This window comes from Vibrio sp. ED004, from assembly GCF_023206395.1.
Taxonomy (GTDB): Bacteria; Pseudomonadota; Gammaproteobacteria; order Enterobacterales; family Vibrionaceae; genus Vibrio.
On record NZ_CP066150.1, the window covers coordinates 1,771,575 to 1,796,032 of the forward strand.

Sequence of the window (24,458 nt, forward strand, 5' to 3'; positions counted from 1 at the left end):
GCTGTAGAGTGTGCAGTAAGTGCTTCAACGGGTACTGGCCTTTAAGAGTTAGAGCTATGACCGCTTTTTCTTTGTTCGACGGTTTTTTCCTGCTCCAACTCTTCCAACTTTTTAGAACGGCATTCTCGGTTCGTAAGTAGACCAACTCCTCTTTTAGCTCCTCAAGTGTCATTTCATTATCAGGCTTAGTGGTACGTTGAGGTTGCTGTTTCATTGAGGGTTTTCCTTTCTGGCGCATTTTGAGCCCCTTGATACCGAGCTCATTAAATCGTTTGAGCCAGACAGAGAGTATCCCAGGGGATGAGAGGTTTAATACTGCGCTAGTGTGCGTGAGAGACCATTCATTCGTCCACATTAAATTCAATGCTTTTCGTTTTGTCTGAGCAGTAGCAGCATGCTTAGTTGGTAAAAATGAAGCAGTGCCGTGGATGGCAAACACTTGAGCCCAATACCGAACCTGTCTTGACGAAATTGAATATTGTTTGGCTAAGTAGAGAGATGACGTGCCATCTAAGTATTGCTTAGCAATGATACATTTTAGCTCTCGGCTATATTTGGACATAAAAAGACCCCCAATAATTGGTGTCCAACTATTGGGGGTCAGTTCACGATGACTGGCTTTTTTTAGGTTCTTTGCATGTTAGCAAGCTAGGGGGTTAGAAGTAGTATCTCACACCAATCCAAGCCTCGGTTTGCCAATCATTCGGCATTGATACACCTTTCACATCAACATCTGCTTTGGTAATGTCATAACGCGTATTCAACCACCAAGTTCTTGCACTGTTCATCGGTACATTTAATGATGTTTTAAATGAGAAATTCTGCATATCGATGTCATCGCCAGAAAGGTCCTGCCACTCAGGTACTAGAGATACATAAGCGCCAGAGTCACCGAGATGTTTCGCTGTAATCAAACCAAGCGAGTATCCCGTTAGGTCATCTTTAGATGAAGTAATACCAGGGATCTCCATACTACCCGTCATAAGCCCTGCTCTTGGAAAGAGTAGGAAACCACCAGTGTAAGCAGGATTAATCGCAACAACTCCACCAACCGACAACAAATCGTTTTTAATGCTAGTACGCGTATTAATGTAGTCTAATGAAAGACCCACTTTAGGCGTCGCCTTAGTACCCGTATCAAAGACATGGAAATACTGAACTCTAGAGTTACTGTACTCAGTGCCAAACTGGTCTGGATCGCGAAGCGCTGTGTTACTTTCATCGACAAACGTCGCTTCAGCAAGTAGGGCAAACTGTTGGCCGTTGTCTAAGCCGCCAGAGACTTGTCCCTGAAATTGAATATCTGAGCTACCATTCAACATCAATGCAGCTTGAGTATAAACTTTGGTGACATCAGCAGGGTCGATAACTCGTTCTGTATCTGAATCTGCATGTGCAGGAAGGGCTAGACCTAAACTCAACGGGATTAATAGAGCAAGCTTTTTCATTATATCTCTCGAAAGTCGTTTGCTTCCTCCTTGAAGCCTGAAACATCCTGTTGGGTAATAAATAGATTATTTGTCTGCAACTAGTTTTGCTGCTGAACGCATTAGTGCTGGGCCTTTATTCTCACCAAAACCAGAGTGGTATGGGTTGGTTGAGAACATCACGCCTACGAAATCACGTTCCGGATCGATGTAAATGAACTGGCCAAGGTTGCCACTTTTTGACATCGCACCGTCATTGAACACATAGTCGAATTGATAAGCGTTGTAGTCAGCCTTTTCGTTAAAAGCGTGCACTGAACTACTCTCTTTACTAGTACCTACGAAGCCTTTTGGATTGCCACCAGTATGAATGCGATCAATCACCGCTTGTGAAATCACAGGTTCATCAGCCACTGCTTTCCAGCTTGGTGTAAATAGTGTTCCCCAACGCGCCATATCTTCTAAGGTCGTTGAAACCAAGCCTACGGCAATAGCCATTCCATCTGGCGTTAGATTGAACTGCATAGGCTGGCGAGCATGTACTTTAGACCAAACACGGTCTTCAAATACCTCGGTCCAAGTCTTGTTTTCAATGTTTTCTACTAGCTTGGTCAAAACCATTGTATTGATAGAGGCATAGCGGAAATGATCACCCGCTTTCTCACCCTCTAGCTGCTGTGCTCCTTTCGCAACATTCATCCACGTTTCCATCTCACCGGTTTTAGCTCTTGGCGAATTAAACGATGCAGCAAAGAAACGCACTACGTCAGAATCAGGATTCAGTATCGATTCAAGCGTTTCTTCGTTGTCTAGCGCAGTCGACATATTGAGAATCTGATGAACAGTGATGCCTTCCCAATTAGTTGCTTTGAGTTCGGGAACATAGTGAGTAATGTCTTGTTCAGGATCGACTTTTCCCTCTTCAACCAACATTGCGACTACTGCGCCTACTGTCGTTTTCGCTGTTGACGCCCAAACGTGGGTGTCTGTTGGGCTCATGCCTGGGTAAGCCTGATAAACAATTTCACCCTTGTGAATTAACATGAAGCCTTGAGTTCTGAACTGCTCATCCGCTAGATATTGCTCCATCGTCAGTTCACCTTTGGTTTCGGTGTTTACCGTTAATTTAGCAAGGCGTGAATCGATATTTTTAACCAATGGTTTATATTCAGCATTTGGAGCAGCAAGAGCCGTCGGCAAAAATTCACTCATGTGCATGTTGTAGTAGACACTGTGATCACCACCCATTTGCCAATGGAAGTTATTGAAATTTTCGCGAGCTGAATCAACGAAACCAGGAGTAAAAGATTGATGAGCATCTTTCACAGGTAGAGTAACCTGCGCGCCTTCAATTTTAAGTGCGGCTTCTACTGGGTTTTCTGCAAGAGCCATCGATGAAATGGCAAGTGATGAAATAAATAGGGCAATGGGTGTAAGTTTCATATTCTTCTCCTCTTTGGGTTGGAAGAAGTATATGGAGTTACGCTACACTTAATTAGGTCACTTGGTGACATTTATAGGTAAACACTAACAACAATGAAAGCATCATCGAACATAACTAACATACTATTGAGCTCTACCAGTAATATTGCCCCATACATTGCGTATTGCGATAAGAGAGCGCTTGATTGGCGTAGTGTCGCTATCGAGTGCGGCTTACCAATTGAGCTAACACAATCTAACCAATGGCTTCCTACTCAAGATTTAATTCTTTTTATTCATCGACTTGAGCGTAAGTTTGATTATTCGATTGGTATTGAGGTTGGGCGAAAAACCTCTCTGGAACAACTGTCACCACAGCTGCACTATGAGATAGAGAAATGCAGTTCGTTAGAACAAGCCATTCGCTGTTTGATCGCTGAAATGCCTAATTTGAACAACCACGTCACGATATGGACGGAGAAAAAAGAGGGATTGTGGTGGCTATGTCATCGCAGTTGCTATCATCCATCAACCTCTGGATTTGAACAATCCGAATGGTTTAGATCCCTTACAGTGATTACCCTATGCCGTAGGTTTATGGACGAAAGTTGGCAACCATCACACGCCAAGCTTGTCTCTAGTTACAACAGCGCACGTAAATTACCCAAACATTTCTTTGATTCTGATATTCAGTTTGAGCAGCAATATGGGGCGATTGCGATCCCACTGCCCGATGACTATCGCGCTATCTCAGAACAAAATAGTACCCAAGATTGGCATCAAGCAGTCAACACACTGATAAACACTTATTCGACTTTACCTTGGTTCAATATTGAGTGGTTTGCGACCATGCTTGGCATGACAAAACGAACGCTACAGAGAAACCTAAAGAGTAAAGACATTCTTTTTAAAGAAGCCAAAGAACAAGTTCGGGAAACCAAAGCAAAACAGCTACTCGAAGAGACTGACCTTTCAGTTCAAGAGATCAGTTGGCAAGTGGGTTACAGCGACTTGAGTAATTTCAATCGAGCATTCAAAGGTTGGGTTGGACAAACAGCCCCAGACTATCGACGTCAGATCCAGAACTCAGCAACAAAAAATCCGACCTAATGGTCGGACTAATTATTAACTCACAGAGCGAGTGATACCGACGACGTTAATCTAGTAACGCTCGTGCATTATCGCCTTGCTCATAGATGCAAAGACTAACACTGGATAGGACTTTGATATCACCTAAAGTCACTAGCAACGAATTGATGCCATTGGAGAGATTTTGATTCAAACGGTTAACGATGAGTTGAACCTTAGCAATATCCTCTTTTGCTTTTGGAACGCGAGTGTTCATAAAGTTAAACCACTTTTCATTCATGTTACGAGACACTTTGGCGAGTACCTCTGTGTTAGTAATGGTGAATGGTTTGTCCAGTGTCCCGCCGTCACGTAGGATATCGTAAATGATATGGCCGTTCTTTTTCGCCACCATCATATTTTTGGTATTAAGTTGCAGTTCACCAATGTGTCCATTTTCCATTTCTAGGAAGAACTTAATATCTTTGTATCCGGCATCCGTTGCACCACAGTTATATTTGGCTTTTTCACCTTTACTGGTGCCATAACGATCTTTCATCGCCGATTGATGGTGCTTAAGCTTGTCGAACTCTGTTGACAGAGCAATGATGGACTTGGCTGCAACCATATCTTGCATGGTTTCAAAAACGATCGTCATTCGCGCTGCATCTTTTAGATCGCCAATATCATAATGGCGTTTACGATTGGTAATTTTATCTAACGCACCATGAAAATCTTTAACACCTAAGTAAGCACCAGGTGGCTGTTTCAACGTGCCATTACAGACAGAAGCAACTTTTATGGCGTATTCTTTCAGCGCTTCTTGAGCTTCAACCGTCTCCATAAACATCATAAAAAGCTGCTTTTTCTTAAGTGTCGCATTAGCAACCTGACTTCGAGAACCAAAGTCTAGATTTCCATTGGCAAGCTTTTGGCTCGTTGCGTCATCCAAGTAATCATTGATTTTCTCTTTTTGAGTCATGATGTCTAATATCACTTGGTCTTGTTGCTTGTTCGCGGCGTTTAAGTAGTCGAAGTTTTCTATCTTCTGTTTTAACGCCTGAAGCCTTTGATTGTAGTCTTCGACATTTACTAAGCGGAAACCTTGAGACATGATTCCTTGCTGGTTTATCTTCGCCAATACCTTAGCTTTGTTTTTTCTTGCTTGATCCGCTGTGATCTGAATATCTTCTGTCCCTGACATATTTAGTTCCTTCTCAAATATGGGTTTAGTTAAACTCAACCCCTATGCTTATTAAACGATACTAGTTTATAGATACTGGAATTACATCAAGCAGAAATGATAAGCCTATAAAATAAATGAGGTTTGAGATACGGTTCTATAAAATTGCTCACTAAGACCTTACCCGTACAAGTTAATTATTTAACCAATCAACGCAACTACGAAATTTTCGTACTCCATAGATCTCCCGTCATTTATTGGTATCTTACTGACCTTACGTTATCCTTAGCGCAAATCTTCATTGAGAGGTTCATCAATAAAGTGAATCGACTATCAAGAATAATAAGAGTGTTATGAATTCTACTACCGCAACTCCCTCGCCTTCTCTTGGCCGACAACTCTATACCATGACATGGCCAATGCTATTTGGGGTGCTTTCCCTGATGAGCTTCCAGCTTGTAGACAGTGCTTTTATTGGCCAGTTAGGCGTGCTACCGCTCGCAGTTCAAGGTTTCACGCTGCCAATTCAGATGATCATCATTGGTGTTCAGGTAGGGCTAGGGATTGCGACAACCGCGGTTATCGCGAGAGCTATTGGGGCTAATGAGATACGCTACGCCAAACAGCTTGGCGGGTTAGTGGTTGCGATGGGAAGCATAAGTGTCGCGCTGTTCTCCGTCATCATCTATCTGCTAAGAGGGCCAATTTTACAGCTGCTTGATGCGCCACCGACGGTATTGCCGATCATCGATTCTTACTGGATCTATTGGCTGATGAGTTCTTGGACAGGGGCACTGCTCTACTTTTTTTACAGTGTGTGTCGTGCCAATGGCAATACCATGCTTCCCGGTTCAATGATGATCGCCACCAGCATCATCAACTTGATATTGGATCCTATTTTCATCTTCACGCTCGACATGGGCATCAACGGAGCCGCCATTGCGACCATCTTGGCGTTCGGCGCTGGTATTTTTATCGTTGCTCCTAAGGTGACTAAGAAGCATTGGGTGACATTTGACTGGCACGATCTTGATATCGGCAAGAGTGTTCGCTCTATTGGAAACATCATGGGGCCTGCCATGATCAGTCAACTGCTACCGCCAGTCTCTTCGATGCTCGCCACCAAACTGCTTGCAGGTTATGGCACTGCAGCCGTGGCAGCTTGGGCGTTGGGTTCTCGTTTTGAATTCTTCTCTATTGTGGCCGTGCTAGCACTGACGATGTCGATGCCACCTATGATTGGTCGCATGTTGGGTGAAAAGAACCTTGGGAATATACGTAGTCTTGTGAAGGTTGCCGTTACCTTCGTGTTAGGTTTCCAACTGGTCATCGCATTGGTGACTTGGTTATTCTCTGGCGGGTTGGCGAACCTCATGACCAGTGACAACGAAGTATCAACGATTCTGAACTACCACCTACTGGTCGTGCCAATCAGCTTAGGGCCTTTGGGTATCTGTATGTTGATGGTTTCTATCTCTAATGCTTTGGGCAAGTCTTACACCGCGTTAACGATTTCTGCATTGCGTCTGTTTGTTTTCTTCTTGCCTTGCTTGTGGGTTGGCTCTCAGCTAGCAGGGATTGAAGGTCTTTTCTGGGGTGCGATGGTAGGCAATATACTTGCCGGCACCTGTGCATGGTTTATGTACCGACGCGCGCTTGGACAAGTCGAGGCTAAGTTAGCCAACTAATACACTAGCAAGTTGTTAGCTTTTAGTTGTTAAATACAAAAAAGCAGCCACTTAGGCTGCTTTTTTAGTTTTCAGAGTGAAAGGATATCGCGTTTAAGTTAATTCAAAGTGACTCAAAAACTCACCGCAATCTTTTTGGAAAAGTGGCAATGCTTCTGCTAGCTTTTCATCATCCCAATGCCACCATTCAAGGCTTTCTAGTCTCTCGCCATAGCTAGGATCATCAAAGCGAGAGCGTAGCACCTTGGCAGGGTTACCCACCACAATCGAATATGGCGGTACGTCTTTGGTCACCACACTACCCGCTCCGACAATCGAGCCATTGCCAATCGTAATACCCGGAAGAACAATCACGCCATGACCAATCCACACATCGTGTCCAACCTGAACTTTGTCTTCCTCACGCCACGAGAACACCTCATCGTCCAAGGAAGTAGGGTCTTCACCTAGCTGATACTTGCCAGGGCGATAAGTGAAATGATGCAACGTTGGACGCCACCACGGATGATTGCTCGGGTTCAAGCGAACCGCCGCAGCAATGGATGTGAATTTACCAATCTCGGTAAACATCAGATTACAGTCGTTTTGGATATAACTGTAATCTCCAACCAGCACGTTATTTAACACGCAACGGTCAGCGATTTCTGTCCAACGTCCTAACTCAACATTGTGTAATTTACTGCTTTCCGCAACGCTAGGCTCGCAGTTTAATGTAGGTGACAAAGGTTGGCTCATAGGGTTATTTCCTCACCATCATTGAGAATACATAATCGCTGTGAAAAAGCGTGCGGGTGTTGCGTTGCCCAGCCGAGCATGTGGTGACTGACATGAATCAAACCAAGGTTTTTCGGACGACAGGTTTCATCAATATCTAATATGTGGTGAAAATCGTTATGGTTTAAGTTCGATCGAGCTTGAGGGTCTTCAATTGGCGGGTAATTACAATCGGTGATTAACCAATCAACAGGAAACTCTTTCAGCCAACGCTCGGTTTGTTTTGGCAGTCCTACCGTATCGGTTAAATACGCGAATCGCTTGCCATCAAATTCAAAGCAGTAACCAAGGCAAAGTTTAGAATGATTGAGAGGCAATGGCGTTACCGTTATTCCCTGCCAATCAAACGACTTAAACGCTTGAGCACGCAGTGAAAAATCTAGGATACCCGGATGCTTATAGAGATCATCACAACCCAACGGATCATCAGGAGAAATCACCGAGATCTTATCGCCTGCACCCCATCGGAGATCAAACAAACTCTGAACATGATCCATGTGGTAATGAGTCAATAAGATCTGATCAATCGATCCTGCGGGGAATCGGCGCATAAGGTCAGGCGCATTGGCATCTAACAGTAGAAACTTGCCATTATGTTCAAGGAACGCTGATGACTTTTCTCGTCTTAAACTGGGGTTTTCAAGGGCAGAAACACACACCGAACAATCACACCCGTAAACTGGCACCATCGCGCTGTTGGCCGTGCCTAACATGGTCAGCTTCATGCGACACCACCTGCTGGTTCTGCAAGCCTTTCAGCTTGCTCTTTTAACTGAGCAAACTGAGCGATGCTCTGTTCAAGCGTGCCACTGTTATCAATACACAGCGTATTATTGAGAGCCGATGAGCCTGATGCAGAACCCACACAATAGTCAGCCGCACGTTGCAATCGAAGGGCAATCTCAGCTTCATTTTCTCGTCCGCGGGCTCGTAAGCGGGCTTCTAAGACCTCTGGCTTAACGCTCACTACAACGGGAACTAACCGCTCGCCAAATAAGTCTCTGGCTGCATCCAAATACGCACGTGAGCCATTGACCACGACACTTAAGCCCGCATCCATCCATTGGTGAACTTCTTGACCTATGCCATAGCTCATACCATGTGCCTGCCAACTCATCGCAAACATATTGCGCGAGTAGCGAATAAAAAACTCATCATCACTGAGCTCTACATGATTTTCGCCACCAGCATCGGCCGCACGTGTGATGTAGCGATGAGCGACCACCAAGTCTTCAACAAACTGCTCTCGTAGCGCCGAGATAATTGAATCTTTCCCTGCTCCAGAAGGACCAATTACGTAATAAAGCTGGCCCGGTTTGTCAGCTTTAGGGGCAGCGTTCACCACCCCATTCACATCAAATGAGTAACCTTTAGACATGGATTAGAATACCTTCTTGCCTTCACGCCACACACGAGATACCAGCTGGTGATCATCTAAACGATGCGCTAGCACCAGATCGGCACGCTTACCTTCTGCGATGACACCACGGTCCGTTAAGCCAAGAGCTTGTGCAGGATTCAATGTCGCCAATTGCACCGCTTGTGCTACATCGAGATTGTTGCGTTCATCATTCACTAGCGTAAATACCGCATCTAACAAGCTCACTGGGTAGTAATCAGAAGACAAAATATCCAACACGCCCAAAGACGCCAGTTCATGCGCTGCGACATTACCCGAGTGCGAACCGCCACGAATAACGTTTGGCGCACCCATCATTACCTTCAATCCTAATTCGTGAGAGCGCTTCGCTGCCTCAACTGTGGTTGGAAACTCTGCGATGACCATACCCAACTCTTTAGATTCCGTCACATGCGCGCTAGTTGCATCATCATGACTTGCCGTTGGAATGTTCAACTCTCGGCACTGACGACAAATCTCATCACGGTTCTGTTTCGACCAACGTTCTGACTGAGCAACTTGGTCTTTTTCGTACACCGCCATTTCAGCATCCGTCATGTTGTACTTGCCTTGATAGTAAGTTCGATACTTATCTAGGTTCACAAACTGGCGCTGACCCGGCGCGTGATCCATTACGGAGACTAACTGCACTTCTGGCATGTTGACGTAACGCTCAAACAAACCAACCGTGGTTGAGTGCGGCACTTCGCAACGTAAGTGAATACGGTGCTCAGCACGGGTTAAACCGCGTTTCTGGCTCTCAGCCACGGTATTAATAAACTGATCGAGATTCTCTTGGCGATTACCATCTCGGTAATCCCCTAAAGCAACTGCATCAAGCACAGTAGTGATGCCCGATCCGATCAACTGTGTATCGTGTGCGCTCATTGCAGAAAGCGGTGGCCAATTCATCTTGGGTCTTGGCGTGAAGTACTTCTCTAGGTTGTCGGTATGCAGCTCAATCAAGCCCGGCATCAAGAAGCCATTTTTACCATCAAAAGCACCTGGAAGTTGACTGGTCGAGTCAGACATGTTGGCAATCACGCCGTCTCGCAACTCAACAGAGCCACGCACAACTTCGTTTTCAAGCACCAGATTTACGTTGGTAATAATCATTTGCGTCAGCTCCCTTTACGCACACGCTGTGGTGAGTTGTTTTGGTAAAATGTCTTTTTGTAACTTCACGTCATACAGTCGGTCAGCGACCAGATCTCGTGTTGCTTCGTCATGGAAGATACCGATGATTGCAGCGCCGCCTGCTTTGGCTTCTTCAATCAAACTTACGACCACAGCACTGTTGGTCGCATCGAGCGAAGCGGTAGGTTCATCAAGCAGTAAGATTGGGTAATCCACAATAAAACCACGCGCGATGTTCACACGTTGCTGTTCACCACCAGAAAAGGTTGCAGGTGCCAAGTGCCATAAATGCTCAGGTACGTTTAATCGAGTCAGCAGTAACTTGGCTCTCTGTTCTGCTTCTTGCGCACAGCCACCCATTTCCAACATAGGCTGCATCACCACTTCCAGCGCACTAATACGTGGAATCACACGCAAGAACTGACTTACCCAACCTATGGTGTGTTTACGCACGTTGATGATTTCTCGTGGCGTAGCCTTCGCAAGGTCGAGCATGCTCCCTTGATGCACAATATTAATCGAGCCAGAATCCACTAAGTAGTTGGCATATAGCGCACGCAACAGCGTTGATTTACCTGAGCCAGAGTGACCGTGCAGAACCACACACTCGCCACTGTCTACCGAGAAGTTCGCGCCGGTTAACACCGGCAATTCAACGCCATTTTGGTTGTGCAGCACAAAGGTTTTGCTGACGTTGTTTACGGTTAGTTTGGTATTCATGTCATCGTCCTTAATTCTGCAATACAGAAGAAACCAGCAGTTGTGTGTATGGGTGTTGAGGATCATCAAGCACTTGATCAGTAAGGCCGCTTTCTACTACTTCACTGCGGCGCATCACCATGAGTCGATGGGCAAGTAAACGAGCCACAGCAAGGTCGTGAGTTACGATCACCACGGCCAATTCAAGCTCTGTGACTAAGCGGCGAAGAAGATCGAGCAACTTAGCCTGTACCGACACATCCAAGCCGCCAGTTGGTTCATCCATGAAGATCAATTTCGGATGAGTCACAAGGTTGCGAGCTATCTGTAATCTCTGCTGCATGCCACCAGAGAAAGTCGTCGGCATGTCATCCATTCGATCTGTTGGGATCTCGACATCACCCAACCATTTCGCTGATTTCTCGCGAATTTCTCCATAGTTACGTTCACCCACTGCCATCAGGCGCTCACCAATATTGCCGCCCGCTGATACTCGGCCACGCAAGCCATCCATTGGATGTTGATGCACCACACCCCACTCTGTGCGCAGCAAATGGCGACGTTGGCTTTCTGCCATTTGGTATAAGTCTTCCAGTTGTGAGATTTGCTTATCCGCATCACCACGCAAGTAAATCACTTCACCGCTGTCTGGTGTTTGACGGCCAGAAAGTGACTTCAATAAGGTACTTTTGCCTGAGCCAGACTCCCCGACAATACCCAACACCTCACCAGGATAGAGATCGAAAGATACATTCTGGAAGCCTTTACCTGGCGCATACAACTTAGTGAGATTAGAGACAGACAGCAGAGGTTGCTCTGACTGATTCCATTCGTGTTTCATATTTGTCACCGCGTTCATACGTTGTTCTCCTCTCTATGACTGCCATCTAACTGTTGGCTGCTTTCTTGCTGCTCACGGCAGTAATCCGTATCTGAGCAAACAAACATATGTGAGCCTTGGTCATCCATAACCACCTCATCAAGGAAGGTATCCGTAGAGCCACAAATCGCACACGGCTCGTCCCATTTCTGAACCTCAAACGGGTGATCTTCGAAATCTAAGCTCTGAACCTTGGTGTAAGGAGGAACAGCGTAGATGCGCTTTTCACGACCTGCGCCAAACAGTTGTAGTGCTGCCATGTTGTCCATTTTCGGGTTATCGAACTTAGGGATTGGCGATGGATCCATGATGTAACGATCATTGACTCGCACTGGGTAAGCGTAAGCCGTTGAGATATGGCCAAAACGTGCGATGTCTTCATACAGTTTGACGTGCATGATTCCGTACTCTTGCAGCGCATGCATTTTACGAGTCTCAGTTTCACGAGGTTCAATAAAGCGCAGCGGCTCTGGGATCGGCACCTGATACACCAAGATCTGATCTTCTTGAAGATCAACTTCAGGAATACGGTGACGAGTCTGAATAATGCTCGCTTCCGTCGTTTTTTCAGTCGTGTTTGCACTGGCGATGGACTTGAAGAACTCACGAATCGACACGGCGTTTGTTGTGTCATCTGCCCCTTGGTCAATCACTTTTAGCGTGTCTGGCTGGCCAATTATTGCAGCGGTGATCTGAACACCACCCGTTCCCCAACCATAAGGCATTGGCATTTCGCGCCCACCAAATGGCACTTGATAACCCGGAATAGAAACCGCTTTAAGCAAAGCACGGCGAATCATGCGCTTGGTTTGCTCATCAAGGTAACCGTAGTTGTAACCCGTCGCACCTACTGGGCTTTGAGATGCTGTTTCTTCAGTATTGAATGGCGCTGAATCGTTACCTATCGGTGCATTAAGCGTTGCTGTGTTCATGACTGACCTCCTTGTTCGTCATTACCTGGCTGAGCCATCAATTCATCGTGCTCTTTGTGCATTTTTCTCAGCAGTTCCAGTTCTGCTTGGAAATCGACGTAGTGAGGAAGTTTAAGGTGAGAGACAAAGCCTGCGGCTTCTACGTTGTCTGAGTGAGAAAGGACAAACTCTTCATCTTGTGCTGGGCCATCGACAGGCTCATCGTATTCTGCGGCTTGCAAAGAACGGTCAACCAACGCCATCGACATTGCTTTACCCTCGGTCGCACCAAACGTTAAGCCGTAGCCACGAGTCAGTTTGGCTTTCTGCTGTTTATTTCCAACAAAGCCATTGATCATCTGGCACTCTGTCAGTTCAATTTCACCAATATCGATGCTGAAACCTAACTCTTCTGGCTCAATCGATAGCGTTGAAAAGCCCGTACGAATCTCGCCCGCGAAAGGGTGATTACGACCATAGCCACGTTGGGTTGAGTAGCTCAGTGCCAATAAGAAACCTTCATCGCCGCGCACCAAGTTTTGTAGACGTGCGCTGCGGTTACATGGATAGTTCACCGGATTCATGGTGATGTCTTCGGGAGCCTGTTGGTCGTCTTCTTCCGTCAACATCATGTCGAGGTTTTCAAGAATGCCCAACACCTGCGGGCAAGGTTCAGACTCAGTCACATCATGAGTAGGGAGCTGCGGAGTTTCACCTTCAGCAAGCAAACTGAAATCCAACAGACGATGCGTGTAATCGTAGGTTGGGCCTAAGATCTGACCGCCAGGTAGGTCTTTATAGGTTGCCGAAATACGACGTTCAATTCGCATTGTATTGGTATCAACGGGTTGAGCAGTAATCAGGGGAGGTAACGTGGTGCGATAAGCACGCAACAAGAAGATAGCTTCAACCAAATCACCGGCTGCTTGTTTGATGGCCAATGCCGCAAGTTGTTTGTCATAAATGCCGCCTTCCGTCATTACTCGGTCTACCGAACCTGACAGCTGATCTTGAATCTGCTCTACGGTCAGCTCTGGAAGCTCCGGATTACCGCGACGCTTCTTCGCTTGCAGTTGGTGCGCCAGACTAATGGCCTTTTCTCCACCCTTTACAGCAACGTACATGATGTCGCCTCCACTTTAGTTGTACGAGGCAGACACAACACTTGCTGGTCCGCTACAAAGATAAAGTCGACACCTAATGGAAACTTCACCAATAGTTGACGCTCTTTGAGGTAAGCGACAAAGTCCGCCGGTAATCCGCTAAAAAACGCAGCTTGTTCACTTTGAATACCCGGGCCACTCAGAGATAGCTCAGCTCCAGACGTTAAGCTATCAACCTCTATCACAACTGTTGTTGAGGTATCTGGATACTCTTCGTTACCGAGATTGAATGTCAGTTCTGACCAATCAACATCCTGTAGATCTTGTGCTGAAATCGCAGCAAAGCTCGCTTGTTGAGTCTGTTCGACAATCGGTGAGCCAACGTGAAACTTGATGTTTTCAGTCACCGCGTGATCAGCTTTTAATGTCGAAGATAGCCAGATCGGCGTTGCATTGTCGGCCATGGAAAGCAGCGTTTGAGCGGCTGCACTCATCATTGAACCAAAGCCTTCGCAACGATTTAGTGTTACTACAGTACCGGGTTCAGACATCGCCTTCAGCAGCAATCGAAAGCACTGCTGACTGTCATGAACCGCATCTTGAAATGCAGGAGAAATCATACTCATTGAATTCGTTCTAACCTGTTTAATTCGTTAATCTTATTCTTGAATGCCATGGGGTTCTTAGGCTTGCCCGCAAAGCTTTTTTTTCACTAAGCCAGTTTTCGCCGTAGACCTAATCTTCTTCGCGAACCTAATCTTCACCACGAACCTAGTCTTCTCCGCGAACCATGGTAAAAAAGTCCACTTTGCTTGATGCCACTTCTTGGCGACGTTGACTGTCTCGTTCATGTTTCATCGCAGCCAAAGGCTCAATAACTTGTGCGTTGATCACCTCGGCTTGTTGTCCGTTTTGCATCAAGGCATCAACAGCAGCGGCTAGCTCTGCATGAGGCTTGCTTCGACCCTGTAGATAGCTGTAACCAAGTTCTCCACTTGTTAGCTTGATTACGGCGCGAGTAATCGTGACATCACCCATGTTGAACTGGCGGCCTGTTGAGCCCATACGTGCACGCACTTGTGCTAAACCAATCTCTGGTTGGCGAACCATGGCGTATTCTGCGTCTAGCCCTAATGCTTCCCAGCGCGTTTTTAATTCTGAGAACTGGCTCTGCGCGAGTACTGACATCCACTTTTGTCGCTCTTTCAAAGCTGTCATTTAGTGCTCCATTACTATTTCGGTTGCGTCGGCACGGGTATTGGAACTTGAGAATTCCGCTATTACTTGAGTGCCTTTAATTACGTTGGTGGTTTTAATTTTGAGTAGCGGTGTACTGGTGCTGATTTGTAATAAACGACACTCTTCATTGGTTGGGATTTTCGCGCCCACTCGAGTCTCTTTTCGCTCTAAATCAGTATCCAAACCACGCTGAATAAATTGGTGCAAAGAACCGTTGGTGAAATTTTTTAGAATCGGCCACCACTCCAGATTCGGCAGGTAGTGGTCAATAATGGTTCTCGGTGTATCTCCGGTTTTTCGCAGGGTACGGATGTGGATAACTTTGCTTCCCTCCTCAATCTTCAAGTAACCCGCAATCTTTGGGGATACATTGATAAGACGAGACTGAAGCACCTCACATCTTGGCATCGCACCTTGCTCAATCAGGTTCTTATTGAAATGTGCTCCCGAGTGAAGTCGATAGTCACTTGGCTGACGAATCACCATGTTGCCTTTGCCTTGATGGCGTTGAATCAAGCCCGCAGACACCAGTTCATCGACTGCGCGGCGAAGCGTGTGACGGTTTACTGCAAAGCGCTCAGCCAATTTGGATTCAGGTGGTAAGTAATCACCTGGCACAAAGTGGTCTTTCACTTCCTTTTCAAGCTCTGAGGCAATATCTAAGTAAACGGGCATAAGAGTTTCCTTTTCTAAAATTCAATCACTTATCTAGATAAGTTCAGATAAATAGGCATCTAAGATGCCTAGATAAACTTCTTACGGATGATTTGAGAAACGAAGTCGATAATGCTTACCGTCACGATAACAATCGACATGATTGCGGCGGTTTGTTGTAGCTGGAAACCTGAGATGGACTGCCAAAGCAACACACCAATACCGCCCGCACCAACCATACCCACAACCGTTGCCGAGCGAATATTCGACTCTAAGCGATACAGTGAATAGGAAATCCAAAGTGGCATCACCTGTGGAATCACGCCGTAAAGAATCACTTCGATTGGGTTTGCGCCTGTCGCTTTCACGCCTTCCATCGGACCGGGTTCAATCGCTTCAATGGCTTCAGCAAAGAGCTTGGCAAGCACGCCAGTTGTGTGAATGAACAGCGCCATCACGCCTGCAAATGGCCCTAATCCGACAACTACGACAAACAGCATCGCAAACACCATTTCATTAATAGCGCGTAAACAGTCCATCAATCGACGAATTGGAAATGTCACCCAGCTTGGCATCAGGTTTTCAGCACTCAGAATGCCGAATGGGACCGCTAACAGAATCGATAACACGGTTCCCCAAATGCCCACTTGAATCGTCACTAGCATTTCAGTTAAGTACACATTGCTTTCACTAAAGTCAGCAGGGAAAAAGTCTTTGCCTAGCTGAACCATGTTCTCAGGGTGTTCAAAGAACATCATTGGTGCCATTTCCGCGCCTTGCCACGCCCAGCTAAGGACCAGTAGTGCTATCACAGCAATCACGCCGTTTTTAATCGACAGCTTTGATGAAGGCTCGTAACTTTGAGTCATTGCAGTCATTATTCTCTACTCTTTTATTGCGCCGCCAACAGCGGAGCATGGGGATGTGGTTAACCTTTCAGCGCATCAATTTCTGTTTGCAGCTGGTCGATTTCGGCTTGGTATTGCGTCATACGATCGGTTCTCACTTTCTCGCTTAGGTTGCTGTTGTTTTCAGCTTCAACTAGCTTCTTGAACGCTTCCATTTGACGAATAGGCAGTAGCTGGTTGTTATCAGTAGCAGCAAAGCCAGACCAAGCCAGTTGATTTAGGTTTTTAAGCTGCTCTGGCTGTTCGCCGTAACTGACGAAGAAATCACGCGCCTTTTGTTTCAAGCCTTCGTTCAAATCTTTGCGGTAGGTAATTACATCTGATGGAATGAGCTCTGACTGCCAAACCACCTTAAGCTTGCTAAACAGCTCAGGGTTCTGATCTTCAATGCGAATAAGGCTCATGGTGTGATTAGTTGCGACATCGACTTGGTTATTCGCTACGGCCATCACGTTAGCGCCATGGCTTGCGGTCACATTGCGGTGAAAATCATTCGCGGAGATGCCATTGTTGGCAAATGCTTCGAAGTTCGGAACGAGAAAGCCCGACGTAGAGTTAGGATCGCCATTACCAAGCTTGAGTGTTTTGTGTTGCTCTAAAACATCTTCAAGTGAGTTGATATTGTCGTTTTCAGCGTTAACAATCAGTAAGCTGTAATAGCCTTGTAAGCCATCTTCATCGATGTAACGAACAAAGGCTTCAGCGTTTGCACGGTTAGCAGCTTCCATCGCCGCCTTATTTCCATAGTAAGCAAAATCCACTTTGCCAAAACGCTGCGCCTGAATAATGCCTGCGTAATCAGGTGCAAAATAGGCGTTCACTGGCATGCCTAACGCTTTACCTAAGTCATCCAGAAGAGGCTCCCAGCGGCTACGCAAGTTTTGTTGTGCATCGGTAGCTATGATGCCAAAGTTGATCGAATCTTTGGCAAAAGCGTGACCAGCAGTGAGTGTCGTCATCAACACGGTCGCTAGCGTCACTGCCTTCTTAATTCCTGATTTCATTGAATGAAACATCTTAAATTCCCTGATACTTAAAAAGACGCAGCGAGCACGTCGTTAGGTTGAATGTGTGGCGTGTTTGTCGATTTTTTAGAACGATATAGCTCTTCAAGCTGAGGTTTAGTCAGTTCCGCACTCTTTCCTTCGTAGAACACTTCTCCGTCTTTAAGCGCTATGATGTTTTCGCAATACTTGAGAGCATGGTCGACTTGGTGGAGTGTTACGATGACAGGAATTCCTTCCTTCTGATTGATGTCCGTAAGCAACTCCATCACGATGCGTGCTGATTCTGGGTCAAGCGAAGCGATAGGCTCATCGGCAAAAATTATTTTGGCTTTCTGCATCAGCGCACGTGCGATTGCGACACGTTGTTGTTGGCCACCGGATAGGTTGTCAACGTGTTGTCCTGCGAAATCTTCCATACCAACTCGACGCAGTGCTTCAAGAGCTTCTCGCTGTTGTTCAACCGTAAAAATACCCGTCAGAGTGCGCCACTTAGGTGTAGAACTCAGCGCGCCAATCAGTACATTGGTCATCACCGATAAGCGGTTAACGAGATTGAATTGTTGGAAGATGTAACCCGCTTGCGCACGGATGTCGCGGACATTACTGTCTGCCTTACCGTTCGCCTGTACCGTTTGGCCAAGCACGTTAATTTGAGAATCCGTGCTTTTATCTCCGATGATCAGACCGCTTAAGTGACGAAGCAGTGTAGATTTACCTGAACCAGACGGGCCAAGTAGCGCTGTCATCTTACGACTGGTAATCGTCAAATTGATGCCATTCAGTGCCTTGTTCGAACCGAATGTTTTGTTGACCTTCTTAACTTCAATGATGTTATTCATCGTCAATGTCCCTGTTTGATTTAAGGCCACTTTGACGTCTGATTATTAAAGTTACGTGTCGGTTTATTTGCAGAAATGAAATATTTCAAGGGGTTAGTTAACTTGTCTAGACAAGCTTAACTCGCTGTTTTAAATACCAAAATCAGGAGAGATTTGAAGGGGAATATCAACTTATATACGGACGTAATTCACAGTAATTTGACAATAAAAAGCTCAATAAACATGGCAACGTCTTGGTGTTCTCCAAGCAATAGATACACACCTCCAATAACTGCTAAATTCACATACAAAAAAGCACCCCATAAAGGAGTGCTCAAAGTGATTAAGTGTTTAATTTCAAAGCGATGTGAATATCGCCTCAGCACAATCTATGTCTACGATAAACACGATTGAGTTCGAGCGAGATGAAGCCTTGATACAGTGACTATCGAGATAAAACCAACAACTGCACTACCAAAGATACTCCACAGCACCCATTGATAACCGCCTATTTGCCAAATAATCGCGCCAAAGTATGGCGACAATGCAAACGCCAACAAATAAGGTACCGCCATTGCACCCGCTAAAGAGCCAAAGTTAACTTCCCCCATCACCTCACGAGTCGTCAGTGGTTTCACAATGCTCATCACACCATAAGCGGAACCTTGTAAGAGTACAAAACCGAACACTAGATACAGAACATTCTCAGACAGAATCAAACACAAGGTCGCACAACAGATGCTCAGAAAGCACGCGACAGTGATTCGCATGATCGACCAGTGTTTATCAACCAACAACCACATCACACGCCCAGCCACCTGCATAGGCCCTATCAAAGAGATCACCAATATCGCTAAGTCATCAGGGACATTACGCTCATCCAACAATGGCAACAGGTGGTTTAACACCACACCATGATTTAATGCGAGCATCGAGAAACCAAAAGCAAGTAACCAGAACATTGGATTAGACAGGTAAGAGGCAGAGCTTGAGTGAGTAGTTGAAGATCCAGATATTTTGGGAGGCAATTTTGAGTCAACCTCACTGTTAAATGACACATGAAGCCGAGCAAGCGATTTAGTATTGATGAACAGTGACGGAGCGGCGACGAACAAAACAACTACGGCAAAAACCTGCAATGTAACCACCGGGCCGTAGTGCTGAGCGAAGTAGTGAACCGTTGGAAAGCTGAGAGTACTCGCAAAGCCTGCCACTAAGGTGATCATAGTGATCGCACGTTTGGCTTTCGTTCTCAAATTGCGGATCAGAAAGGCAAAGCAAGGCTCATAAAGGCAACCTGCCATTGCTATTCCCATCAATCCCCAGATCACATAAAACCAAGCCAGTTGTTCTACCAAACTGACTAGAAACAACAGCACGCCACCAATAACCGCCGAAACCGTCATCATCAATGCGCCATAACCCTTGTCAATCAGGCGCCCCGCAGGTAAAGCCGCAATGGCAGACACGCCCACAGCCAATGTCAGCCCAAGCATAAATTCAGAACGACTCCAGTCGTGCACTTCCTCCCAATGCAGAAGCATCGCCGGAAAAACGTAATAGAGACAACACCAGAGCAATGTCTGGCCGAGGGCTAAACCCCAAACCGCTTTGTTCATAAATCCACACTTCTAGAAAATTCGAATAATTTAAATACAGTTATAGTAAAAGACAGCATCACCTGCTCACCCTATCGCTCAAAAGTGACAATCTAAAGAAAACCAGATGAATAGTTTGCAAAGCGTGTTTTAGCTGAATGTAGAACTTGTCCTAGATCATCAAAACATTCAATAACGCAACCTTTGATTTTAAATATGTAAACTTTGATAGGGTTTAAGAAATTAAACCTATTTTGACTATCTTTGGTGATCTTGTTCAAATTTCACTCGTGATTTAGATCTAAAATTCCATTTTCGTTGATGTTTTGAACGCTTTTTGTCGGTTTACAGAAGTTTACTGCATCTTGCCGAAATACCACCAAAGGAGTAGTTTTCAGTCATTGAGTTCAAAAATGTAAACCGAAATCATGAATGTAAAACAAGTTCGATTCACCGATGAAGACAGAGAATGTTTAAGCAATTACTTCCGCTTAGCGGACACAATTGCTGACTTGATTGGCCCTTACTGTGAGGTGGTCATTCACTCCTTTGAAAGCTTAGAAAACTCTGTTGTGAAGATCGTCAATGGTCACCACACGGGGCGTGAAATTGGTTCACCGATCACCGATTTAGGTTTACGCATGTGGAGTGCATTCGAGAAGACTGGCGAAGTTTCTCCAAAAAGCTACTTCACCAATGCAGCAGACGGATCCCTACTATAATCGACTACCTGCGTATTGGCTGGTCCACAACAAAAGCCGATCGGCATGCTGTGTATCAACATGAACTTATCTTTCCCATTTCCAGAAATCGTCAAAACGCTGATGCCGCAGTGCAATGTGCCGCAAGCCATTGTCAGCGAGACATTCAGCAACAATGCAAACGACGTGATTCAACAAGCATTGAGTTCAGCCATTAACGAGGTTGACCAAGACGAGTCGGTTTCTTCCAAAGGTCGCAATAAAGCCATCATCCGTTGCTTATTTGATAACGGAGTATTTGAGCTAAAAGAGACGACTACACAAGTATCAGAGCAACTTGGGATCAGCCGTCAGGCGGTTTACAAGTTTATCCGTGAATTTAAATCAGAATAAAACCAATAATTTAGGAGTTACATCGTGAAACAAATCATTGCCACTGAACAAGCACCTGCAGCTATCGGCCCTTACTCACAAGGTACGTCTTACGGCGACATGGTTTATACATCAGGCCAATTACCTCTCGTTCCAGAAACCATGCAGTTTGTTGAGGGCGGCATCAAAGAGCAGGCTCGTCAGTCTCTAGAAAACTTAAAAGCGGTATTAGAAGCGAGTAATGCGGGACTGGACACTGTGCTTAAGACAACCTGTTTCCTATCAGACATGGAGAACTTCGTAGCCTTTAACGAAGTGTACACAGAAGTGTTTGGTACAGAGAACGCACCCGCTCGTTCTTGTGTTGAAGCAGCAAGATTACCAAAAGACGCATTGGTTGAAGTTGAAGCCATCGCATACAAAAAATAACCGACTTAGTTATTAATGGGTATCATAGGAGATTCTCATGAGCGTTTCATTTATTGGATTAAGCATACTGTTCTTTGGGTTCTACGCACTGCTGTCGAGCTTCAAAAAGCAAAAGAAAAGTTTTAACTTCCGCGTACTGAGTGCGCTTGCTGCTGGCTTACTGTTCGGTGGCGCGATTCAACTTGTTTTCGGTGTCGGTAACGTTGCGACATCTGGCTTCGCTGAACTGATTTCTGTGTTCGGTAAAGGCTACATCAAACTTCTACAAATGATCGTTATCCCGCTCGTATTCGTGGCTATGATCTCTTCGATCATGAACGTTGAAGGCGGCGGCGCGTTATCTCGTATCGCACCGAAAATCATCGGTATTCTACTTTTCACTTGTGCAATCTCAGCGGCTGTTGGTATCGCAAGTATTTACCTATTTGGTATCGATGCGAACGCTCTAGTAAGCACAATCGGCACAAACAGTGCAATTGAAGCTCGCGGTGATTCACTGGTAGCAACACAAGATGCAATGGCGAGCAGCGGCCTATCTGGTATGGCTCTGTCTATCATTCCAACCAACATATTCGACATGCTAACAGGCTCTCAACGTACTTCTACACTATCAACTGTACTGTTCGGTATGTTCCTTGGCTACTGTATCCTTCAAGTTAAGAATCGTAAGCCTGAGAAAGTGCAAAACTTCGTTGATTTCATCAACTCTGCAAAAGAAGTGGTGCTTTCAATGGTACGTGAAATTCTGAAGCTAACGCCTTACGGTGTATTCGCTCTGATGACCACGTTCATGATGACGAATGACCTATTCGCACTGGCTGAAATGGGCCGCTTCCTTCTAGCAAGCTACGTAGCAATCGGCGTGATGTTCGGCATCCACTTCGTGATGGTGTCAATGTTTGGCCTGTCTCCTGCTAAGTTCATGAAGAAAATCTGGCCAGTATTGGTATTCGGTTTCGGTTCTCGCTCAAGCATGGCAGCTATTCCACTAAACGTTGAAACACAAACTCAACGCCTAGGTGTCGACGAAGAAACAGCAAACATGTCAGCGACATTCGGTACCAGTATCGGTCAGAACGGTTGTGCGGGTATCTACCCTGCCATGCTAGCTATCATGGCGGCACAAGTGATGGGCATGCCAGTTGACCTAGGCTTCATCCTACAACTGATTGCAGTTATCGCGATTGCTTCATTCGGTATCGCGGGGGTTGGTGGCGGTGCAACGTTCGCAGCAGTAGCAGTACTGACCATCATGGGCCTAGACATCACAGTAGTAGCGATTCTGGTGTCTATCGAAGCTCTGATTGACATGGCTCGTACAGCGCTAAACATCTCAGGCTCTATGTTGTCTGGTGTTCTAACGGCTAAGAAAAACGGCTCGTTAAACACAGAACAATACGACGCTGACGTTACAGCGACAGTATCAAAAGAAGCAGCAGTATAATTCTCAAACTTAATTAAGAGCACTCCACGTGGGTGCTCTTCTGTTTTTCCTGAGTTCAGGTTATTTAGGTAGTAAATATGAAAGTTGTTGTTATAGGCGGCAGTGCCGCGGGTATGAGTTTCGCAGCAAAATACAAACGTAATCAGCCATCAGACGAAGTCGTCGTTCTAGATAAGCGTAGTTACATCTCTTTTGGAGCATGTGGTTTACCCTATTTCGCAGGTGGAATGTTTGATGACACAGAACGAATGATCTCTCGAACACCAGTTCAAGCTATTAAGTCAGGCTTAGATGTACGTGTAGAAACCGAAATGGTGTCGTTCGACCGCACTGAAAAACAAATTACGGTACGTCACCAAAATGAAGAAAGCGTCATCGATTACGATATGTTGGTCATTGCAACAGGTGCGCGGCCAATCGTTCCATCATTCGGTGAATTCAATCCAGAACACGTATACACACTAACCAGCATGGAAGACGGCTTGGCGGTTAAAGAAGCGCTAAAGGATAGTAACAAGAAGCGTGTGTGTGTTATTGGAGCAGGCTTTATCGGTCTGGAAGTCTTCGACGCTGCACACGGCTTAGACAAACACGTGACGATCATCGAACGTGAACAGCACATCATGAGCCGTCAGTTCAGCCCAGAGATCATTGAAGTCGTTGAAGGTGCGATTCGAGAATCCGGTGCTGACCTTAAAACCGGTTGTAGCGTGTCTGCTATTCGCGATGCGGAGCTAGGTGGTTACATCGTTGAAACTGATAACGGAAACGTAGAAGCCGATGTCGTGATCCTGTCACTCGGTTTCAAACCAAATACCGAAGCATTCGAACTGCCAAAAACCGCAAACGGCGCTTTGCTGGTAAATGAATATGGTGCTACTGAAGATGCTTATATCCATGCTGTCGGCGACTGTGCTGTTGTCCATCATATGGCACTAGATAAGCCTGTTTATGTTCCTCTAGCAACCACAGCCAACAAACAGGCGCGTATGATGGCGGATAAGCTAGCAGGTAAAGATGTCTACATGTCAGGCTTCTTAGGTTCATCTTGTTTGAAAGTGCTCGACTACGAACTAGCCTGCACTGGCGTGAATGAACTACTGGCGAAAGAACACAACTTAGATGTGAAAGTATCAACCATTTCAGATAAGAACCAAACCGATTACTACCCAGGCCAAGAAGACATCAAAGTTAAACTGGTTTATAACCCAGAGACTAACGTTCTACTTGGTGGCGAAATCGTAGGCAAGAAAGGAGCTGTAGGTCGTATTAACGCACTAGCCGTTGCCATCACTGCAAAGATGACCACCCAACAACTTGGTTACATGGACTTCTGTTACGCACCACCATTCTCCCGCACATGGGATGCACTTAACGTGGCAGGTAACGTAGCCAAATAGGCCTTACTAGTCGCAAAGACATACAACTAAAACATCAAAGCAGAGCCTGAGCGCTCTGTTTTTTAATACCTAAGCTCTACATAACCTAAAGCAGAATTAGATAACGACGTATCTAAAAGTATTTGGGCTTTCTTTTGTCAAATTCAAGACGAAAAAAAGCCCGCTGATTTCTCAGCGGGCTTTCTAATGGTGGTGGA

General features: G+C 45.7%; 23 protein-coding genes and 2 pseudogenes. 6 read left to right on the forward strand and 19 right to left on the reverse strand.

Annotated features, from left to right (window positions below):
- Positions 1-54 precede the first annotated feature (54 nt).
- The 3 genes and pseudogenes from ITG10_RS26530 to ITG10_RS25295 form a co-directional block, all read right to left on the reverse strand.
- Positions 55-562 (reverse strand): annotated as a pseudogene (locus ITG10_RS26530) (transposase).
- A gap of 94 nt (positions 563-656) precedes the next feature.
- The gene (locus ITG10_RS25290) at positions 657-1,448 is read right to left on the reverse strand and encodes a hypothetical protein (RefSeq protein ID WP_017629938.1); all 792 of its coding nucleotides are present in this window, start codon (positions 1,446-1,448) and stop codon (positions 657-659) included.
- 66 nt (positions 1,449-1,514) lie between these two features.
- Positions 1,515-2,870: a serine hydrolase domain-containing protein gene (locus ITG10_RS25295; protein WP_017629939.1), complete on the reverse strand. Its 1,356-nt coding sequence runs from the start codon at positions 2,868-2,870 to the stop codon at positions 1,515-1,517.
- 93 nt (positions 2,871-2,963) lie between these two features.
- Here ITG10_RS25295 and ITG10_RS25300 point away from each other — a divergent pair, with 93 nt between their 5' ends.
- Complete coding sequence (locus ITG10_RS25300; protein WP_248387010.1) at positions 2,964-3,959, forward strand: AraC family transcriptional regulator; 996 nt, start codon at positions 2,964-2,966, stop codon at positions 3,957-3,959.
- 46 nt (positions 3,960-4,005) lie between these two features.
- Here the strand turns inward: ITG10_RS25300 and ITG10_RS25305 are convergent, their stop codons facing one another.
- Positions 4,006-5,121 (reverse strand): hypothetical protein, encoded by a 1,116-nt coding sequence (locus ITG10_RS25305; protein WP_017629940.1) that lies wholly within the window; start codon positions 5,119-5,121, stop codon positions 4,006-4,008.
- A gap of 332 nt (positions 5,122-5,453) precedes the next feature.
- Between ITG10_RS25305 and ITG10_RS25310 the strand changes: the two genes are divergently transcribed.
- Entirely contained in the window at positions 5,454-6,788 is a 1,335-nt protein-coding gene (locus tag ITG10_RS25310; RefSeq protein WP_248387011.1) for an MATE family efflux transporter, read from the forward strand.
- 93 nt (positions 6,789-6,881) lie between these two features.
- On the opposite strand, the gene ITG10_RS25315 is transcribed toward ITG10_RS25310, so the two are convergent.
- The 15 genes from ITG10_RS25315 to ITG10_RS25385 form a co-directional block, all read right to left on the reverse strand.
- Positions 6,882-7,523: a DapH/DapD/GlmU-related protein gene (locus ITG10_RS25315; protein ID WP_017629942.1), complete on the reverse strand. Its 642-nt coding sequence runs from the start codon at positions 7,521-7,523 to the stop codon at positions 6,882-6,884.
- Entirely contained in the window at positions 7,520-8,287 is a 768-nt protein-coding gene (gene phnP / locus ITG10_RS25320; RefSeq protein ID WP_017629943.1) for a phosphonate metabolism protein PhnP, read from the reverse strand. The genes ITG10_RS25315 and phnP overlap by 4 nt, the downstream gene beginning before the upstream one ends.
- The gene (phnN, locus tag ITG10_RS25325; RefSeq protein ID WP_017629944.1) at positions 8,284-8,940 is read right to left on the reverse strand and encodes a ribose 1,5-bisphosphokinase; all 657 of its coding nucleotides are present in this window, start codon (positions 8,938-8,940) and stop codon (positions 8,284-8,286) included. Before phnN ends, phnP begins: the two co-directional genes overlap by 4 nt.
- Positions 8,941-8,943: 3 nt before the next feature.
- Positions 8,944-10,077: an alpha-D-ribose 1-methylphosphonate 5-triphosphate diphosphatase gene (gene phnM, locus ITG10_RS25330; RefSeq protein WP_017629945.1), complete on the reverse strand. Its 1,134-nt coding sequence runs from the start codon at positions 10,075-10,077 to the stop codon at positions 8,944-8,946.
- A gap of 15 nt (positions 10,078-10,092) precedes the next feature.
- Positions 10,093-10,818 carry a phosphonate C-P lyase system protein PhnL gene (gene phnL / locus ITG10_RS25335; protein WP_017629946.1) on the reverse strand — a complete coding sequence of 242 codons (726 nt, stop codon included), beginning with the start codon at positions 10,816-10,818 and terminating at the stop codon, positions 10,093-10,095.
- Positions 10,819-10,828: 10 nt separating this feature from the next.
- Positions 10,829-11,656: a phosphonate C-P lyase system protein PhnK gene (gene phnK, locus ITG10_RS25340; RefSeq protein ID WP_017629947.1), complete on the reverse strand. Its 828-nt coding sequence runs from the start codon at positions 11,654-11,656 to the stop codon at positions 10,829-10,831.
- Positions 11,653-12,609 (reverse strand): alpha-D-ribose 1-methylphosphonate 5-phosphate C-P-lyase PhnJ, encoded by a 957-nt coding sequence (locus ITG10_RS25345; RefSeq protein ID WP_017629948.1) that lies wholly within the window; start codon positions 12,607-12,609, stop codon positions 11,653-11,655. Before ITG10_RS25345 ends, phnK begins: the two co-directional genes overlap by 4 nt.
- The gene (locus ITG10_RS25350) at positions 12,606-13,712 is read right to left on the reverse strand and encodes a carbon-phosphorus lyase complex subunit PhnI (protein ID WP_017629949.1); all 1,107 of its coding nucleotides are present in this window, start codon (positions 13,710-13,712) and stop codon (positions 12,606-12,608) included. Before ITG10_RS25350 ends, ITG10_RS25345 begins: the two co-directional genes overlap by 4 nt.
- Positions 13,697-14,317 (reverse strand): phosphonate C-P lyase system protein PhnH, encoded by a 621-nt coding sequence (gene phnH, locus ITG10_RS25355; RefSeq protein ID WP_017629950.1) that lies wholly within the window; start codon positions 14,315-14,317, stop codon positions 13,697-13,699. The genes ITG10_RS25350 and phnH overlap by 16 nt, the downstream gene beginning before the upstream one ends.
- 145 nt (positions 14,318-14,462) lie before the next feature.
- On the reverse strand, positions 14,463-14,909 hold the full coding sequence (gene phnG, locus ITG10_RS25360; RefSeq protein WP_017629951.1) for a phosphonate C-P lyase system protein PhnG: 447 nt from the start codon (positions 14,907-14,909) through the stop codon (positions 14,463-14,465).
- On the reverse strand, positions 14,910-15,605 hold the full coding sequence (phnF, locus tag ITG10_RS25365) for a phosphonate metabolism transcriptional regulator PhnF (protein WP_017629952.1): 696 nt from the start codon (positions 15,603-15,605) through the stop codon (positions 14,910-14,912). It lies immediately after the preceding gene.
- Between the two features lie 68 nt (positions 15,606-15,673).
- Positions 15,674-16,462: a phosphonate ABC transporter, permease protein PhnE gene (phnE, locus tag ITG10_RS25370; RefSeq protein WP_017629953.1), complete on the reverse strand. Its 789-nt coding sequence runs from the start codon at positions 16,460-16,462 to the stop codon at positions 15,674-15,676.
- Positions 16,463-16,512: 50 nt separating this feature from the next.
- Positions 16,513-17,508 (reverse strand): phosphonate ABC transporter substrate-binding protein, encoded by a 996-nt coding sequence (gene phnD / locus ITG10_RS25375; RefSeq protein WP_017629954.1) that lies wholly within the window; start codon positions 17,506-17,508, stop codon positions 16,513-16,515.
- A gap of 17 nt (positions 17,509-17,525) precedes the next feature.
- Entirely contained in the window at positions 17,526-18,338 is an 813-nt protein-coding gene (gene phnC / locus ITG10_RS25380; RefSeq protein ID WP_017629955.1) for a phosphonate ABC transporter ATP-binding protein, read from the reverse strand.
- Between the two features lie 374 nt (positions 18,339-18,712).
- Positions 18,713-19,936: an MFS transporter gene (locus ITG10_RS25385; RefSeq protein ID WP_017629956.1), complete on the reverse strand. Its 1,224-nt coding sequence runs from the start codon at positions 19,934-19,936 to the stop codon at positions 18,713-18,715.
- Between the two features lie 407 nt (positions 19,937-20,343).
- Here ITG10_RS25385 and ITG10_RS25390 point away from each other — a divergent pair.
- The 4 genes and pseudogenes from ITG10_RS25390 to ITG10_RS25405 all read left to right on the forward strand — a co-directional run bounded on the left by ITG10_RS25390 (position 20,344) and on the right by ITG10_RS25405 (position 24,261).
- Positions 20,344-21,009, forward strand: a pseudogene (locus ITG10_RS25390) (PAS domain-containing protein).
- 24 nt (positions 21,010-21,033) lie between these two features.
- On the forward strand, positions 21,034-21,417 hold the full coding sequence (locus tag ITG10_RS25395; RefSeq protein WP_017111552.1) for a RidA family protein: 384 nt from the start codon (positions 21,034-21,036) through the stop codon (positions 21,415-21,417).
- A 37-nt stretch (positions 21,418-21,454) separates the two neighbouring features.
- Positions 21,455-22,861, forward strand: a complete 1,407-nt coding sequence (locus tag ITG10_RS25400) for a cation:dicarboxylase symporter family transporter (RefSeq protein ID WP_017629959.1) — start codon at positions 21,455-21,457, stop codon at positions 22,859-22,861.
- A gap of 77 nt (positions 22,862-22,938) precedes the next feature.
- Positions 22,939-24,261, forward strand: coding sequence for a CoA-disulfide reductase (locus ITG10_RS25405; protein ID WP_017629960.1), 1,323 nt, complete (start codon positions 22,939-22,941; stop codon positions 24,259-24,261).
- The last annotated feature ends 197 nt before the right edge of the window (positions 24,262-24,458 follow it).